This is a genomic window from Celeribacter naphthalenivorans (assembly GCF_020524585.1).
Lineage (GTDB): Bacteria > Pseudomonadota > Alphaproteobacteria > Rhodobacterales > Rhodobacteraceae > Celeribacter > Celeribacter naphthalenivorans.
Map to the genome: position 1 here is coordinate 13,328 of NZ_JAIVLK010000007.1, position 15,693 is coordinate 29,020.

Here is a 15,693-nt window from a genome sequence, read left to right on the forward strand (position 1 = left end):
ATGACCTATCGAGTCCTCGTGACCGCAACGAACTTTTCGGAGCTCTGCAAGGAGGCGAAGGCCCTCTTGCTCGAGAATGGCTGCGACGTCATCGAGAATGACTTTGGCCGTCCGATGACATTTGACGAGCTCAAAGACCGCGTCGCCGATGTCGATGCCGTTGTGGCCGGTGTCGATGATTGGAATGAGGATGTGTTTAAAATCGCTCCGAACCTCAAAGCCATCGCGCGTTTTGGGGTCGGGGTGGATAACATCGACATCGAAACCGCACGCAAATACGGGATTTCCGTGACCAATGCGGCAGGCGGAAATTCCAACGCCGTGGCGGAACTGACCGTCGGTCTTATCATCTCTGCGATGCGCAGCGTGCCCCAGCTTCATGCGTCGACGCGCGAAGGCAAATGGGACCGCTTCGTGGGCGATGAGATCATCAATCGCAAGATCGGGATCCTTGGGTTCGGCAATATTGCGCAAAGCATCGCGAAGAAGCTTCAGGGCTTTGATGTAGACGTCATGGCCTATGACAAGTTTCCGAATATGGCAGCGGCAGAAAAGCTGGGCGTGACGATGGTGGATGCGGATACGGTTGTCGCAGAGGCCGATGTGCTGTGCATGATGCTGCCAAGCCTGAAGGAAACCCATCATTTCATGAATGCGGAGACTTTCGCGAAGATGAAAGACGGGGCCTATTTCATCAATACCGCGCGTGGCGCTTTGGTGGATGAGGCGGCGCTGGCCGAGGCGCTGACCGGTGGCAAACTGCGCGCCGCTGCGATTGATGTTTATGAGACCGAACCGACCTCTGTCGACAACCCGCTGTTCTCAATCCCCAACATCCTGACCACGCCGCATACCGCCGCCGAGACCTATGAGACCTATCACGGCGTCGGCCTGATCACAGCACAGGCTGTTCTGGACGTTCTGGCGGGCAAAACGCCGAAGAACCTTCTCTGAGAACGGTAAGGGAGGCGCTTCACTTGCCCGCAGACCCTGCGGGCAGGTGGCAAGAGTACGAAGGGAGGACTGACTGTGAAGTTTGTCAGATATCTGGATCGCAACCTTGAGCGGTCCTTGTTGACGGTGATCCTTGTGACGATCTCGATCACGTTGATCGCGCAGGTTTTCATGCGCTATTTCCTGGCCAGTCCTTTGGTATGGGCCGAGGAGCTTTCCCGCTTTTTGCTGGTCTGGTGCACCATGATCGGCAGCAGCTATGCCGTGAGAGAATCCCGACACATCATCGTCGATTTCGCACCCGTGATGTTCGGCAAGCGTTCCATTACGTTTTTCACCCTAGTTTCGCATCTTGGCGTGCTCGCCTTTTGCATCACGGCGCTTTATTACGGCGTCCCCTTCGTGGAACGCGTCAGGTCCATCGGGCAGCTGTCGCCGACGCTGAACCTGCCTATGTGGCTGGTGTATCTTGCCTTGCCGGTGGGCATGGCCGCGACCGCCCTTCGGACGTTGCAGGCGATCTATCTTTTGCTGGTTCAGCCGACCCCGTCCGACGATCACGATGAAACCAACACAGAGGTGATGTGATGTATCCGGTTTTTGCTCTGGCCTCTTTTGTCATCCTGTTGTTGGTGACGGTTCCAATCGCCATGTCTCTCGGGCTGGCGGCCTTTGTCCCCGGCTGGCTCGGGGCACCGATCAACCCCAGTCAGGTTATTCGGACGATCACCACGTCGATCGATTCCTTCCCGCTGCTCGCGGTGCCACTCTTTATGGTGGCTGGCGACATCATGACGACGGGTGGTCTTGCGCGCCGTTTGTTCAGCTTTGCCGATGCTCTGCTTGGCCGGATGAATGGCGGTCTGGCGGTTTCGACCGTGGTCGCCTGTATGTTGTTCGGCGCCATTTCCGGGTCCTCGCCGGCAACCGTGGCCGCGATCGGCGCAATGGCGATCCCTTTGCTGATCAAGAACGGCTATGACAAACGTTTCTCGACGGTGTTGGTGACGACGGCAGGGACGCTGGGTGTCATCGTGCCGCCGAGCATTCCGATGATCATCTACGGCATGGCGGCCAATGTGTCGGTGAGCCAGCTGTTCATGGCGGGCATTTTCCCGGCACTGACCATCGGTACGCTGCTTTCGGGCTATGCCTTCTGGTATGGCACGAAGCACAAGGACAAGATCACGACGACAGCGGGTCAGGTGTCGATTGGCAAGGCGTTCCGTGAGAGCTTCTGGGCGTTGATGGCGCCGGTTGTGGTTCTGGGCGGGATCTATTCCGGCACTTTCACGCCGACAGAGGCGGCTGCCATTGCGGTGGCTTACAGCACCATCGTCTCGATCTTTATCTTCCGTGAAATGACCTTTGTTCAGTTGTTCAACACCATTGGCAAAACGACATTGATCATCGCGCCGATCCTCGTGATCACGGCGACAGGTGCGGCCTTGGGGCGGGTTTTCAACCTGCTGCGTGTGCCGAGCATGATTGGCGAGATGATCAATGGTGTCGTCAGTGAACCTTTGATGCTGTTGCTTTTGATCAACTTGATGCTGCTGGTCGTCGGGATGTTTTTGGAAACCTTGTCGGCGATCATCGTGCTGACGCCGATCCTTCTGCCGATCCTTGCGCCCTATGGCATCGATCCGTTGCACTTCGGTCTCATCATGACGACCAACCTCGCAATCGGATTTGTGACACCGCCGATCGGGGCCAACATCTTTGTCGCGACGGGGCTCACGAAAGTCTCGGTGGTCGACATCTGCAAGGGGCTGCCCATCCCTTTGACGCTGCTTTTGATCGGCCTCGCGCTCATCACCTATGTCCCCGGACTCTCACTGTGGCTCGTTGGGGTGATGAACTGATCTCGCCAGCTGTCCTTTTCTCGAATTGACGATCTCATATCAAAGGAGGAGACCTTATGAACTACGTCAAGAAATTGCTTTCCGGAGCGGCCGTTGCGGCGGCCACCTTCACCACCCCGGCGTGGGCTGCGGATTATACGATGATCATGGCGCATACGCTGTCGGATAAAGAGCACCCGATCTATCAGGCGTTCCTTGAGCTGAAATCGCTGATCGAAGAGCGTTCCGAGGGCCGTATCGAAGTGCTCGACCAAGGCGGCGGTGCGCTTGGCGGCGACCGTGAAATCATGGAAGCGACCTTGTTTGGCGACATCCAGTTCGGTCCCATGTCCACCTCTGGCGCGACCCAGTTCATTCCCGAACTGTCCGTGTTCGACATCCCCTACGTGATGCCCACCGATAGCGAAGCGCGTCGTGCGCTCGTCAATGACGGTGCGCTTGCCGAGGCGATTTCTGAAGCGCTCGACAAAAAAGGTCTGCGCTATGAAGGCATCATGAACGGTGGCTTCCGCAACCTCACGACGGCGGACACCGAAGTGCATACCCCGGCTGATATCGCGGAAGCCGGTCTGCGCATCCGGGTTCAGGAAAATCCGGTGCACGTGAAAATCTGGTCCGATCTGGGCGCCGCCCCGACGCCGATTTCCTTCCCTGAACTCTACGGTGCGCTCCAGCAGGGCGTCGTGGACGGGCAGGAAAACCCCTATGGTCACATCCTGTCTCAGCGCTTTTACGAAGTGCAGGGCTATCTGACCAACACGAACCATATCTTCCTCGCGAACATCTCGATGATCAGCAAGGACTGGTACGAATCCCTGCCCGAAGATCTTCAGAAAGTCGTGGACGACAGCTTTAAGGACGCGACCGATTTCCAATGGGAATTGCAGGCGCAGCTTGAGGAAAGCCAGCGTGCGCAGCTTTCGGAACATATGACGATCGTGGATCTGTCCGAGGAAGAAATGCAGCAATTCCGCGAGAAAACAGCGGGCGTTGCGGACCTCGTGCGCGAACGCGCCGGTGATGAGATCGTCGACATTCTCATGACCGAAGTCGGCCAGTAACAGGCGACCGAACATAAAGGAAAAGCCGCATCCAAACGTTTTGCGGCTTTTTTCTCTCGCAGGATGCATTGCTGCATCCTCTCTCATCCGCGAGAAAATTCTCACAATCATTCATGAAGGTAGGCATATGAGCTCGTCCAAAAAGGTGTATCTCGTTGCAAGCGGCGATCTGCGCGAAAGTGCAAATGTCAAATGTTGGCCCGCGCAACAGGAACTGGAAACCCAACTGACCGCAGAGATCGAACGTCTGGGCGGGCAGGTGGAGCGCGCGCATCCGTTTAAAGAACACCTCGGTCACGGATTTATCGCCAGCCAGAAAGAAGGCCTTGATGTTTTCGAACACATCGACCGCAAGGCGCCGCTGATCGTTGCCGAGGCCGTGTGGCAATATTCGCTTCATGTGCTGCCGGGGCTGATGGCGCATGAAGGCCCGATTTTGACGGTTGGCAACTGGTCGCCGACCTGGCCGGGTCTTGTTGGGCTTCTCAACCTGAACGGCTCTATGACCAAGGCAAATGTGAACTATTCCTCGCTTTGGACCGTTGATTTCAAAGACGAATGGTTCCTGAGCCGTCTCGCGCAATGGCTGCGCGATGGCGAGGTGAGCCAAGACACCTCCCACGTCGCCCCCTACAAGCCGAGTGCTGCGCAAGACACCCTGGCTCAGGCCAAGGCCATCGCAGAGGACCTGCGCCACCGGCGGTCGATCATGGGGGTCTTCGACGAGGGATGTATGGGCATGTACAACGCCATTATCCCCGATGAATTGCTCTTCCCGCTGGGGGTCTTCAAAGAGCGTCTGTCGCAATCTGCTCTCTATTTCGAAACGACGCAGGTGTCAGACGCCGAGGCGCAAGAGGTGTTCGACTGGCTGGTCGAAAAGGGTCTGACCTTCCATTTCGGTGACAACGGCGCCGAAGATCTCACCCCTGAGCAGGTGCTGGTCCAGTGTAAGATGTATATCGCCGTGGTGCGCATGGCGGAGAGCTACGGCTGTGAAACCGTCGGCATTCAGTATCAACAGGGGCTCAAAGACCTGTTGCCTGCGTCCGATCTCGTCGAGGGGCTGCTCAACAATGCCGAACGGCCTCCGGTTAAAGGCGCAAAAGGCGAGATCATCCGGGATGGCGAGCCGATTGTGCATTTCAATGAGGTGGATGAATGTGCCGGGCTTGACGCGCTCTTGATCAACCGCGTTCACAACGCCTTGGGCCAGCCGCTCGAAACCACGTTGCATGACATTCGCTGGGGCGATTTCGACCCGACCGGGACGACGGAGGACTATGTCTGGACCTTCGAAATCTCCGGCGCAGCTCCGGCGGCCCACCACGAAGGTGGCTATGCGGGATCGTCCTCGATGCGTCAGCCGGCCATGTTCTTCCCGTTCGGCGGCGGCACGCTGCGCGGCATTGCCAAACCGGGTGAAATCATCTGGTCCCGGATTTTCGTCGAAGGTGGCGCGCTGCATATGGACATCGGACGCGGCAAGGCGATTTCCCTGCCCGAAGAGGAAACGGAACGCCGCTGGACCTCGACCGACTATGCGTGGCCGATGATGCACAGCGTGCTTTACGGTGTGTCCCGCGACCAAATGATGGCGCGGCACAAATCGAACCACATTCAGGTGGTCTACGCCACGGATGCCGCAAAGGCCGATGAGGCAATGCGCGTGCGGGCCGCTCTGGCGCATGAGCTTGGTATTCAGGTCAATTTCTGCGGCACCGCCGCCGATGGCCGCGAGTTTGTAAGCTAAAGCGCCCGGCACATCACAAGGGGCGCGCGAGAGGGGCGGGGCGTATCAGGTGCGCCCCACTCCATAGCCCGGCGGGGTGATGTGCACTGACAGGCAAGAAAGGAATTGACGCATGAGCGAGTATTTCATCGGGGTTGATGTGGGCACCGGCAGCGCCCGCGCAGGGGTGTTCGATGCGGACGGACGCCTTTTGGGGGTGGCAAAGAAGGACCTCCACATCTGGAAGAGCGCCGGCGGTCATGTCGAACAATCTTCCGAGGATATTTGGCAGGCGATCTGTTTTTGCACACGCGAGGCGGTGAAACAGTCCGGTGTCGATGCCTCCGCCGTCGTCGGTCTTGGGTTTGATGCCACCTGTTCTCTGGTGGTGCTCGATCCGCAGGGGACACCGCTTGCGGTGGGAGACTCGGAAGACCCCGCGCGCAATGTCGTCGTCTGGATGGATCACCGTGCCACGGAGCAAGCGCGCCGGATCAATGAGACCGGGCATGAGGTCCTTCGCTATGTGGGCGGGCGCATCTCCCCCGAGATGGAAACGCCAAAGTTGCTTTGGCTGAAAGAGAACCGCGCCGATATCTATGAGCAGGCAGGACATTTTTTTGATCTGGCCGATTTCTTGTCGTGGAAAGCCACCGGCTCGACCGTGCGGTCCGTGTGTACGGTGACGTGCAAATGGACCTATCTCGCGCATGAAAAGCGCTGGGACGAGAGCTATTTCGAGGCCATCGGCCTTGGGGATCTCGCCCGTGACGGGTTCCGGCGTATCGGCACGGAGATTGCCGATATTGCAACGCCGCTCGCGCAGGGGCTGACCGCCGAGGCTGCGGGCGAATTGGGATTGGCGCAGGGGACCGCCGTGGGCGCCTCGTCGATCGACGCGCATTGTGGTGGCGTGGGCACGTTTGCCTGTCGCGGCCCTGAGGGCGAAGACCTGCCGCCGGAAACCCAAATGGCGCTGATCATGGGCACCTCTGCCTGTGCGATGACCTTGTCGCGTGATCCGAATTTCGTCGATGGCGTTTGGGGTCCCTACTATGGGGCGATGATCCCCGGCTGGTGGCTGTTGGAGGGCGGACAATCCGCCTATGGCGCGGCGCTCGATCATTTGCTCAGCCTGCATCCCGCTTATCCTGACATGATGCGCAAAGCCGCGGAGGCGTCTCAGGCGTTGCCGGTGTATCTCGAATGCCGGGTCTTGGCGGAGGGTCTGACGGTGGAGACCGCCGCAGATTTGGCGCAGGCTCTGCATGTCGTGCCGGAGTTTCTCGGCAACCGTGCGCCCTATGCCGATCCCAATGCGACCGCCGTGATCAGCGGGCTGACGCTGGATGCTTCCGAAACGAGTTTGTTGCAGCTCTACGTGGCCGGTTTGTGCGGCCTGTGTTATGGCACGCGTCAGATCATTGAGGCGGAAAAGGACAAAGGTCTGCCGATCGAGACGCTGGTCGTGAGCGGGGGAGCCGCGCAAAGCGCGCTTTTGCGCCGGATTTTGGCGGATGCCACCGGGATGAAGGTGGCTCTGCCCCGGACGCAGGAGCCGGTGTTGCTGGGCGGCGCGATTGTGGGGGCGGTGGCCTCTGGTCGCGCGCCGGATCTGCAAAGCGGTGCGACACAGATGTCTGCAATTCAGGAAATCACAGTGCCGAACCCGGCGTCTGCCGCACTGCACCAGCGCAAATACGAGGCATTTTGTCTGTTGCAGGACGCGGATCGTCAAATCCGGGCGCTGTCATTGTGAGCGCGGCCGCCCGCGACACAGGTGTTGAGAACCTGAGGGCGTCGGTGGTGTGAAAGATTGCGGCGACGGAAGTTTGTGCTAGGGAGACATGCCAAGTAAACAGGTTTCACACTGGGCCTGACCGGCATGTGCCCGGGGCGTATCGCCCCATTTATATCTGGTGGTTGCGGCTTGTGGTCTCAATGAGGCTGACAGGCCGCTGATCTGTGTAAGGACCTGTGAGCATGGCAAAAACGATCTCGGAGATTTCAGAGGCCACAGGGTATTCGCGGACGACGATCACGATGGTGCTCAATGGGCGGGCAGAGCAATATCGGATCAGCAAACGCGCCCAGAAAATCATCACAGACTATGTGGCGAAACACGGGGTCACGATCAACCAAACGGCGCGCAATCTGAAGACCAGCCGCAGCCGCACCGTCGGATTTATTGCTCCCGATCTGGCCAACACCTTCTTTGCCCGCATCATGGCGCGTCTTGAGGAATACTGTCGCGCCGAAGATCTGGTTTTGATCACGACCTCCAGCCGGGAGAGCCCGCAGCTCGAACAAAAGGCGTTGCGCAGTTTGCTTGAGCGTGGCGTGGACGGGCTTGTCGTTGCGCCATGTTCGCCGCTTCAGGCGCAGGCCGCGCAAAGGTCCGCAAAGGCGGTTCCGCTTGTGCTGATCGACCGCGATTATGACGTCCGCAGCTTTCCGGTCGTGTCCAGCGACCACGAGGCCAGCGCACGTCAGCTCACCCGCGAAATGATCGCATCTGGCGTCGCGAATATCGCGTTTCTCTGTGGACACCCGGATATTCCCAGTGTTCAGGCCCGGATGAACGGGTTTCGGGCCGCCATCGCAGAGGCGCAGTTCGGCGTCGACGACACACAGCTCTTGTCCGATGAGGAGGACAGTGTCGAGGCCGGGCAGCGGATGATGCAGGCTTTGCTGCAGGACCCGCAAAAGAGGCCGGCGGCCATTCTCTGTTCATCGTTGCTGGTGCTTGAAGGGGCGCTCTATCAGCTGAAACTCACCACGGGTTCGATCCCGTCTGAGATGATGATCGGGGCATTTGACTATGACGGGATGCTGCATTCTCTGCCCAATCCTGTGGTGATTGCGCGGCAGGATGAAGACGCTTTGGCCAAATCGGCTTTCCAGCTTTTGTTCCAGCAGATGCAAAGCGACGCGCCGATTGGCAACAGCAGGGAGGTGTTTCCTGCTGAGATGATGCGCCTCGACACGCCGTGATCCCTCCTGTGCGGCCCGTGTGCACAAAACGGTCGGGCGCCTCATTCACGTGAGGGGCGGGCAGGGCTCCGCAGGGTTGTGATTCCAACACAGCGCCTTGCCAGCCTCGATCACACAGAAATGCCCGGTCAGCACCTTCGCCTGACGGGGGGCAATCCCGTATTGTTCTGCGATCAGTCGCAAAATGCCATTGCTGGTCACAATCACCGCCGTGGCGTCGGGACCATGCGTTGCCTCAATCTGGCCGATCATCTCCGCCCAGGCCTGCGCGATATGATCCGGTTTCGGATGCCAGTCAAACCCATCGGGCCAGATGCTGTCCTTTTGCCATCGGGTGATCTCATCCGGGCCAAATTGGGCAATGATCTCGTCGTTCGATTTGCCTTCCCACACACCGTAATCAATTTCGCGCAGCGCCTCTGAGGACTGGCGAGGCACGCTTTGCCACCCCGCATGATCGGCCAGAATCTCTGCGGTTTCTGTGGTGCGCTGCAATGGGCCATAGATCAGCGTATCCGGTTTGATCCGGGAGGCTGCGAAGGCTTTGCCCAATTGCTGCGCCTGATCTTTCCCTTTGTGCACCAAAGGCATATCGCTGCGCGCGCCCACCCAGACCACGCGATCTTCGGGGCCAAAGGTGTTGCCGTGGCGGACCAGAACCAATGTCAGCCCAGTCTTGGCCTCCAAACGGGATGTGTCGCAGGTCTCAGTCAACAAGCTCACCCTCGCGCCGGATGATGTCTTCGACGATGGCGATATCCTCTTTGGCATCGACAGAGGCATGGGTGCGACCGTGGTAGTCGACAATGACAGTGCGCACTGTCATGCCGTTTTCCAAGGCCCGCAACTGTTCAAGCCCCTCTGTGAGTTCCAGAGGCGAGGGCTCAAGGTTGACATATGTGCGCAAGGCTTCCGGGCGATAGCCGTACAGACCGATATGGCGATAGGTCTGCGTGTGTCCGGGCGATCTCACATAGGGCATGATGAGTTTGGAGAAATAGAGCGCATTTCGCTGTTTGTCGAAGACGGCGGTGGTGCCGCTTGCGGGGGTGACTTCCTTACTTTTGCGCAGATCACGCAGCATCGCATCGTCCAGCGCGGTGACGGGGGTCACAATGTCAAAGGCGTTGTCGGGTTGGTCAAATTCGTCGATCATTGCCTGAAGCACCCAAGGCGGGGTCAAAACCGCATCGCCCTGAAAATTCAAGACGGCGCTCTCTGTCGCCCCAAGCGCTTCGAGCGTGGCGTAACAGCGCTCTGTGCCGTTGCGACATTGCACATCGGTCAGTATGGCCTCGGCGCCAAAACTCTGGGCGTGATCGACAATGCGCTGATCTTCGGTGCTGATCACCACTCGCGAGTTGCCGCGCGTCGCTTTCGCGATGTTCCAAACCCGCTCCAGCATGCTGACACCTGCGATGTCGAACATGGGTTTTCCGGGCAATCTGCTTGACCCATAGCGAGCGGGGATGACGATTAAAACGGACATTGCGACCTTTCCGAAACCTTTGCGTACTCTTTAAAGGCAGATACCGCCTTTTCGAAAGGCATTCAATTTATCGGGCCCGCTTTTATGCGGTCCGACGTGCTGCAGCTCTGTCTAAGGCAGAGCCGGGCGGGACAGGTCCTGCGTTGAATGACATGCCATATCTCCCCGAAAGCCGTCACCTTGGAAACAGATAGGCGGAGGGATTGAAGCTGTGGCGAAGAATGTTTCTTGACAGCTGATATTATATAAATAACATTTATGAAATAAATAACATCCAAAGACTCGCGCTGGGGAGAGGAGCCCCGGCGAGAGGCGCGCATATCCGGCGCGGGATTGGAGTTGGTTTCTCTGGAGGAGAGGGGCCTGAAACTGAGCATGCGTGGAGGCATGCTCGCAATGGGAGGAAACTATGAGAAAACTTATGCGCGGTCTTTCGGCCGCAGCCTGTGGTATTGTGTTTGGCACAACGTTGGGCGCAACAAGCGTATCGGCTCAGGACGCAGTTCCTGAGATCAAGGACGAATATCGCTTTGTGATGATCCCGATCTTGGCGCAGGCGTGGTTCGACATCGTTCACGACGCGGCGGCGGACTCCGCGGAACAGCTGAGCGCCCAGCTCGGCACCAAGATCACCATCGATTACCAAGCCCCGGCGCAGGCCGATCTGGTCGAACAAAACACGCTTTTGGAGCGTGCCATCGCGACCAAACCCGACGGCATCGCCATCGATGCCATCGACGTGAATGCCAGCATGCCGATCCTCAATGAAGCCCGTGATCGCGGCATCCCGGTCGTGCTTTTTGTCTCGACCGCGCCGCAGGGCTCTCAATTCACCTATATCTCCAATGATTTCTACGATCAGGGGCGGATTTTAGGCGAGGAACTTTTGAAGCGGATCGACAACAAGGGCAAGATCGCGATCCTGCACGGTGTGCCGACCAACTCCGCCCATGCGGACCGTTACAAGGCGCTGACGGACCTGTTCGCGCAATACCCGGATGTCGAGATCGTCGACGAGGGCTTTGATTATGACGATGTGCAAAAGGCCCAGACAGAAGCCTCGCGCATGTTGGCTGCCAATGCCGATCTCGATGCCATCGCCGTGGTGGATGCCGCCGGTCCCGTTGGTGTGGGGCTCGCGCTGCGCGAAGCGGGGCGTGTCGGCGAGGTGCAATTCGTCGGCATCGACGATGTGCCGCAGCTTCAGGAACTGATGCGTGACGGGGTGCTCGATCTGTCGATTGCCACCCGCCCGCGCATGATCGGCGAATGGTCCACGGTGGCGCTGATGCTTCAGAACATGGGCGTGGAAACGCCGTCCTGGATCGACACGGGCATCGGCTACATGACGCCTGACATGGTGGCCGAAGGCAATATCGACGGCTTCTAAGATCCGGTTTCAGAACATCGACCGGGCGCATCCCTGCGATGCCCCGGTCTCCTTCTCAGGCCAATCTCAGGGAGATCGATATGAGTCTTTTGGAAGCCCGTGGCATCACCAAGCGCTTTCCCGGCGTGATCGCGCTGGATGCGGTGGATTTGCGGTTCGAACGCGGCGAAGTGCATTGCATCGTCGGCGAAAATGGCGCGGGGAAAAGCACGCTGGTCAAGGTGCTGACCGGCATCTACCGACCCGATGAGGGCGATTTGCACCACGATGGGGAGGCACCTCCGGCGATCGGTTATGTGCCGCAGGAGTTGAATCTCTTCGATCACATGACAGTCGCGGAAAACATGTTCCTGCCGCTGGAAAATGGCGCGCTGTTTCGGCGCAAGGCGCTTGAAGAGGCGGCGCGGCCCTTTCTCGATGATTTGAAAATGACCTGTGCGCCGGAGGATCTGGTGCGGGACATTTCGGTGGCTGAAAAGCAGCTTTTGCAAATCGCCCGCGCGCTGGCGAGCCGCCGATCTGATATTCTCATCCTCGATGAGCCGACCGCCTCTCTGACCGCGACCGAGATTGAGCGGCTCTTTGCGATTGTCGAAGAGTTGCAGGCCCGCGGCACGGCGATTGTCTTTATCACCCATCGGCTCGACGAGGTGATGCGGCTGCATTCCGTGGTCTCCGTTCTGCGCAACGGCTGTGTGGTCGGCAATTCCGATGGCGAGGAGGTCTCAGAGGCCTGGATCGTCTCCAAGATGACCGGCAAGGAGATGGACCTGAGCACGCTCTACCGTCCGCGCACCCCGCGTGGCGCCCCTGTGTTCCGGGTTGAGGGGTTGTCTGGCGATGGCTTCGAAGAGATTTCTTTCGATCTTCACGCGGGTGAGGTTCTGGGGTTTGCCGGGCTGGTGGGCGCCGGGCGTTCCGAAGTGCTGCAAACGCTCTTCGGGATGCGCACACCGACGGCAGGGCAAGCGTGGTTCGACGGTGAGCCATGGGTGTTCAACAAACCGGCCCGCGCGATTTCCAAAGGGGTGATGTATCTCTCTGAGGAACGCAAGGCGCATGGGATTTTCCCGCATATGTCTGTGCGCCAGAACGTCGGCGCAGGTCTGTTGCGGGACGTGGCGCGACTGGGTGTGGTGTCCAATGCGCGCGAGGCAGAGGCCACAGCCAAGATCATCGGCGACTATCGGGTCAAAACCGCTTCATCCGAGACCAAGATCATGAACCTTAGCGGCGGCAATCAGCAAAAGGTGCTGATCGGGCGCGGCCTCATGGCCAACCCGCGGGTGATGATCTTTGACGAACCGACGCGCGGCATCGACGTCAACGCCAAGGACGAAATCTACCGCCTGATGCAACAGGTTGCCGAGGATCAACAGATCGCCGTGGTGCTGATCTCCTCGGAAATCGAAGAGCTGTTGAAATGCAGCAACCGGGTTCTGAGCCTTTATGACGGGCGGATCAATGCAGAGATCGCGGCGGAGGAGCTGAGCGAAGAGCGCTTGCTGTCCTCGATTATCAACACGGGCGGCGCCTCTGATGCGACGGCCGCAAACAGGGAGGATGCCCATGTCTGACGGGCTGGTGAACATGACGCAGAGACGAGGTTTCAATCTGAAAGGCGGCGGCCAGATCGTCGGGGTTCTGATCGCTTTTGTGGTGATCTGTGTGGTTGCGTCTCTGGTCGCGCCGCAATTCCTGACAAGCTACAACATGACGATCATTTCCCGCGATCTCGCCTTTATCGGCATCGTGGCCATCGCGCAGGGCCTGTTGCTTTTGCTCGGTGACATTGACGTCTCCATCGGCGCAATCGCGGGGCTGTGTGGCATCGTCTGCACCAAGCTTTTGGTCGATGCGCAGCTCGATCCGGCGCTCGCCATTTCGGCGGGGTTGGCGGTCGGGGCCATTGCCGGCGCAGTGAACGGCGCGATCATCACCATGTTCAACCTGAACTCACTGGTGGTGACCATCGGCATGCTCAGTGTCTATTCGGGTCTCAATCTCTGGATCACCAAGGGCCGCACCATCGTGGGGCTGCCGAAAGAGGTGACGGTTCTGGGCGGCGGCACGCTCATGGGGGTGCCGGTGCCGGTCTATATCATGGCGGGCGTGTTTCTCGTGATCCTGTTCCTGACCACGAAAACGGTCTACGGGCGCCGCCTTTATGCCGTGGGCAACAGTCGCGAGGCCGCCAAGATCATCGGCATCCACGAACAACGTGTCCGCATCACCGCCTATGCCGTGGCGGGTGCATTGGCCGGGCTGGCGGGGATGCTGTTGTGCTTTCGCCTTGTGTCGGCGCAGGCCTCGATGGGGCAATCCTGGCTTTTGCCGTCGATTGCCGCGCCTGTCATCGGCGGGATCGCCACCACGGGCGGCATCGGCACGATCTGGGGCGCTCTTCTGGGCGCGGCCATCATCGCGGTGATCGGCAATGTGATCGTGCTGGGCGGTGTCGACGTCTACCTGCAACAGGTGGTCACGGGTGCGATCGTGGTGATCGCCGTCGCTCTCGACGCCATCACACGCAAAATGGGCCGGGGGTAATCCCCCGCCCGCAAATTCATTCCAAAGGAGGAGATAGGAATGTCCGAGGAAACCAAAATCACTCAGATCGGTGTCGTCGTGCGCGATCTCGATGCGACGATGAAAATGTATCACCAGCTTCTGGGTTGGGGGCCGTGGAATGTTTACGAACATACTGCTCCCGTGCTGCATGACACCCATCTGCACGGCAAGCCGGCCACCTATTCGATGCTTTGCGCCGAGGTGATGGTGGGTGACATGTGTTACGAGCTGATCCAGCCGCTTGAGGGCGACTCGATCTACAAGGAATGGCTCGAAGAACATGGCGAGGGCCTGCACCACGTTGCCGTGATGAAACACGGCCAGAACGCGGCCGATCAGTTCAAGAAGGACATGGATGCAGCGGGTGCGAAGATGCTTATGGGGGGGCGCATCGGTGAGACCATCGAGTTCTATTACCTCGACAGCGAGCCGCAACTAAAGGTGATCCTCGAATCCGGCACTGGCCATGCCATCGACCTGAAGCCGATCCGCACATACCCTGAGTGAACGATCCCGGTCCCAAGACAAAGCCCCCGCATTGCGGGGGCTTTTTTAGGTCTCGCTTTGTGGCGCTTTAGGCCGCGATGCGCTGATCGTCCTTGTCAAAGACCATGATATGTTCGGGCCGAATGCCAAGCGCGAGGGTCGCAGGGCGCTCTGTGTCGCTGCCTTGCCGGATCACCTCGATCTCACCGTCGCCAAGAGTGGCGAAATAGCTCGTCGAGGTGCCAACGACCTGTTGAGTGGTGACATCGAGTGTCAGCCGGTTGGCCTCGGAGGTGCCATCGAGGAAATGTTCAGGTCGGATGCCAAGGGTGACCGCGCCTGTCGCGGCGGTGGCGCTGGTCAGAACCGTGCCGTCGCTCAGTGTCATCTGATGCCCGTCAGCCTGCGCGGTGACAAAGCTCATCTGCGGCGAGCCGATGAACCCCGCGACAAAGCGGGTTCTCGGCGCAGTATAAAGCTCGGCCGGGCTGCCGACCTGTTCGATCCGCCCGTCCTTCATCACCACGATACGGTCCCCCATGGTCATCGCCTCGACCTGATCGTGGGTCACGTAGATCGAGGTCACGCCGATCCGCTGTTGCAGGGCGCGGATTTCCTTGCGCATCTGGACGCGGAGCTGGGCGTCGAGGTTCGACAGCGGTTCGTCGAACAGGAAGGCGTTGGAATGTTTGACCATGGCGCGGCCCATGGCCACCCGTTGACGTTGCCCGCCTGACAAGGCGCGCGGGCGGCGGTCGAGATAGGGGGTGATCGCCAGAATGTCGGCAGCCCATTTCACCCGCTTTTCGATCTCTTCGGCGGAGGTCTTGCGCACCTTGAGACCGAAGGCGAGATTTTGCGCCACCGTCAGATGCGGGTAGAGCGCATAGTTTTGAAACACCATCGACAGATCGCGCTCCTGCGGCGGCAGGTGGCCGACCGGCGTGCCGTCGAACAGAATGTCGCCGCCCGAGATCGGGTTCAGCCCGGCCACACAGCGCAGCAAGGTCGACTTGCCACAGCCCGAGGGGCCGACGAGCACGATGAATTCGCCATCGTCGATCTCAAGGTTCAGCCCGTGAAGTGCCTTCACCTTGCCGTAGTGTTTTTCGAGGTTCTGGATGTTGATTGAGACCATGGGTTCTCCTCCC

Annotated in this window: 14 protein-coding genes; 11 read left to right on the forward strand and 3 right to left on the reverse strand. The window is 59.1% G+C overall.

The genetic code is table 11. The features are described 5' to 3' along the window. The 7 genes from LC094_RS15325 to LC094_RS15355 all read left to right on the forward strand — a co-directional run bounded on the left by LC094_RS15325 (position 1) and on the right by LC094_RS15355 (position 8,606). The gene (locus LC094_RS15325; RefSeq protein WP_226553671.1) at positions 1-954 is read left to right on the forward strand and encodes a phosphoglycerate dehydrogenase; all 954 of its coding nucleotides are present in this window, start codon (positions 1-3) and stop codon (positions 952-954) included. Between the two features lie 75 nt (positions 955-1,029). Continuing rightward, positions 1,030-1,542 (forward strand): TRAP transporter small permease, encoded by a 513-nt coding sequence (locus tag LC094_RS15330; protein WP_226553672.1) that lies wholly within the window; start codon positions 1,030-1,032, stop codon positions 1,540-1,542. Next, on the forward strand, positions 1,542-2,819 hold the full coding sequence (locus LC094_RS15335) for a TRAP transporter large permease (RefSeq protein WP_226553673.1): 1,278 nt from the start codon (positions 1,542-1,544) through the stop codon (positions 2,817-2,819). The genes LC094_RS15330 and LC094_RS15335 overlap by 1 nt, the downstream gene beginning before the upstream one ends. Before the next feature lie 56 nt (positions 2,820-2,875). Then, on the forward strand, positions 2,876-3,880 hold the full coding sequence (locus LC094_RS15340) for a TRAP transporter substrate-binding protein (protein ID WP_226553674.1): 1,005 nt from the start codon (positions 2,876-2,878) through the stop codon (positions 3,878-3,880). Between the two features lie 127 nt (positions 3,881-4,007). Further along, a complete protein-coding gene (locus LC094_RS15345) occupies positions 4,008-5,633 on the forward strand; it encodes a fucose isomerase (protein WP_226553675.1) in 1,626 nt (541 codons plus the stop codon). Positions 5,634-5,745: 112 nt separating this feature from the next. After that, positions 5,746-7,371 (forward strand): FGGY-family carbohydrate kinase, encoded by a 1,626-nt coding sequence (locus LC094_RS15350; RefSeq protein ID WP_226553676.1) that lies wholly within the window; start codon positions 5,746-5,748, stop codon positions 7,369-7,371. A 224-nt stretch (positions 7,372-7,595) separates the two neighbouring features. Continuing rightward, positions 7,596-8,606: a substrate-binding domain-containing protein gene (locus LC094_RS15355; RefSeq protein WP_226553677.1), complete on the forward strand. Its 1,011-nt coding sequence runs from the start codon at positions 7,596-7,598 to the stop codon at positions 8,604-8,606. A 45-nt stretch (positions 8,607-8,651) separates the two neighbouring features. Here the strand turns inward: LC094_RS15355 and LC094_RS15360 are convergent, their stop codons facing one another. Both LC094_RS15360 and kdsB read right to left on the reverse strand, forming a co-directional pair. Continuing rightward, positions 8,652-9,320 (reverse strand): histidine phosphatase family protein, encoded by a 669-nt coding sequence (locus LC094_RS15360; protein WP_226553678.1) that lies wholly within the window; start codon positions 9,318-9,320, stop codon positions 8,652-8,654. Beyond that, complete coding sequence (kdsB, locus tag LC094_RS15365) at positions 9,313-10,095, reverse strand: 3-deoxy-manno-octulosonate cytidylyltransferase (protein ID WP_226553679.1); 783 nt, start codon at positions 10,093-10,095, stop codon at positions 9,313-9,315. Before kdsB ends, LC094_RS15360 begins: the two co-directional genes overlap by 8 nt. Before the next feature lie 409 nt (positions 10,096-10,504). Here kdsB and LC094_RS15370 point away from each other — a divergent pair, with 409 nt between their 5' ends. From LC094_RS15370 to LC094_RS15385, 4 genes are all read left to right on the forward strand, one after another. Next, positions 10,505-11,485: a substrate-binding domain-containing protein gene (locus tag LC094_RS15370; protein WP_226553680.1), complete on the forward strand. Its 981-nt coding sequence runs from the start codon at positions 10,505-10,507 to the stop codon at positions 11,483-11,485. A gap of 80 nt (positions 11,486-11,565) precedes the next feature. Beyond that, positions 11,566-13,062 (forward strand): sugar ABC transporter ATP-binding protein, encoded by a 1,497-nt coding sequence (locus tag LC094_RS15375; protein WP_226553681.1) that lies wholly within the window; start codon positions 11,566-11,568, stop codon positions 13,060-13,062. Further along, the gene (locus LC094_RS15380) at positions 13,055-14,035 is read left to right on the forward strand and encodes an ABC transporter permease (RefSeq protein WP_226553682.1); all 981 of its coding nucleotides are present in this window, start codon (positions 13,055-13,057) and stop codon (positions 14,033-14,035) included. Before LC094_RS15375 ends, LC094_RS15380 begins: the two co-directional genes overlap by 8 nt. 39 nt (positions 14,036-14,074) lie before the next feature. Further along, the gene (locus LC094_RS15385) at positions 14,075-14,563 is read left to right on the forward strand and encodes a VOC family protein (RefSeq protein WP_226553683.1); all 489 of its coding nucleotides are present in this window, start codon (positions 14,075-14,077) and stop codon (positions 14,561-14,563) included. 67 nt (positions 14,564-14,630) lie between these two features. On the opposite strand, the gene LC094_RS15390 is transcribed toward LC094_RS15385, so the two are convergent. Beyond that, positions 14,631-15,680, reverse strand: coding sequence for an ABC transporter ATP-binding protein (locus LC094_RS15390; protein WP_226553684.1), 1,050 nt, complete (start codon positions 15,678-15,680; stop codon positions 14,631-14,633). Positions 15,681-15,693: the final 13 nt, after the last annotated feature.

Bases quoted from the DNA above. Each gene is read 5' to 3' on its own strand.
- LC094_RS15325 (WP_226553671.1), top strand. From the start codon at position 1: ATGACCTATCGAGTCCTCGTGACCGCAACGAACTTTTCGGAGCTCTGC.
- LC094_RS15335 (WP_226553673.1), top strand. From the start codon at position 1,542: ATGTATCCGGTTTTTGCTCTGGCCTCTTTTGTCATCCTGTTGTTGGTG.
- LC094_RS15340 (WP_226553674.1), top strand. From the start codon at position 2,876: ATGAACTACGTCAAGAAATTGCTTTCCGGAGCGGCCGTTGCGGCGGCC.
- LC094_RS15345 (WP_226553675.1), top strand. From the start codon at position 4,008: ATGAGCTCGTCCAAAAAGGTGTATCTCGTTGCAAGCGGCGATCTGCGC.
- LC094_RS15350 (WP_226553676.1), top strand. From the start codon at position 5,746: ATGAGCGAGTATTTCATCGGGGTTGATGTGGGCACCGGCAGCGCCCGC.
- LC094_RS15355 (WP_226553677.1), top strand. From the start codon at position 7,596: ATGGCAAAAACGATCTCGGAGATTTCAGAGGCCACAGGGTATTCGCGG.
- kdsB (WP_226553679.1), bottom strand. From the start codon at position 10,095: ATGTCCGTTTTAATCGTCATCCCCGCTCGCTATGGGTCAAGCAGATTG.
- LC094_RS15370 (WP_226553680.1), top strand. From the start codon at position 10,505: ATGAGAAAACTTATGCGCGGTCTTTCGGCCGCAGCCTGTGGTATTGTG.
- LC094_RS15375 (WP_226553681.1), top strand. From the start codon at position 11,566: ATGAGTCTTTTGGAAGCCCGTGGCATCACCAAGCGCTTTCCCGGCGTG.
- LC094_RS15380 (WP_226553682.1), top strand. From the start codon at position 13,055: ATGTCTGACGGGCTGGTGAACATGACGCAGAGACGAGGTTTCAATCTG.
- LC094_RS15385 (WP_226553683.1), top strand. From the start codon at position 14,075: ATGTCCGAGGAAACCAAAATCACTCAGATCGGTGTCGTCGTGCGCGAT.
- LC094_RS15390 (WP_226553684.1), bottom strand. From the start codon at position 15,680: ATGGTCTCAATCAACATCCAGAACCTCGAAAAACACTACGGCAAGGTG.